The organism is Arthrobacter sp. JCM 19049 (assembly GCF_001310435.1).
In genome coordinates, this window is the sequence record NZ_BAXF01000889.1 from 1 (window position 1) to 610 (window position 610).

The 610-nt window shown below is 69.0% G+C and carries 1 pseudogene; it reads left to right on the top strand.

What is annotated here, in order from left to right:
• Positions 1-610, top strand: a pseudogene (locus tag JCM19049_RS16945) (alanine--tRNA ligase); the annotation flags it as partial.

The following is a 610-nucleotide window of genomic DNA, read 5'->3' on the forward strand; positions in this document are numbered from 1 at the left end:
GGGAGCAGCCCACTCGGCCACCCACCTGGTGCACGCCGCGCTGCGCCAGCTGCTGGGCCAGGAGGCCACCCAGGCCGGGTCATTCAACAAGGCCGGCTACCTGCGCTTTGACTTCTCCTGGGCCGAGCAGCTTTCGGCCGAGGCCCGCCTGGAGATCGAGGAAGTGGTGAACCTGGCGATCCTGGCCAACCACAACGTGATCACCAACGAGATGGCCCTGTCCGAGGCCAAGGCCCGCGGCGCGATCGGGCTGTTCGGGGAGAAGTACGGCAACCAGGTGCGCGTGGTGGAGATGAACGGGGACTGGTCGCGCGAACTGTGCGGCGGCACCCACGTGGGCTCCACTGCTACCATCGGGCAGCTGACCCTGCTTTCGGAGGCCTCGGTCGGTTCGGGCAACCGCCGCGTCGAGGCGCTGGTGGGCATGGAGGCGTTCAAGCACGGGGCCGCCGAGCGCGCCCTGGTCAACGAGCTGTCCACGATGTTCAAGGTGCCCTCCGGGCAGGTCACCGAGCGCGTGAACGAGACCGTGGCGAAGCTGAAGGCCGCCGAGAAGCAGATCTCCGAGCTGAAGGCCGCCGCGCTGCTGGCCCAGGCGCAGGGGCTGCTG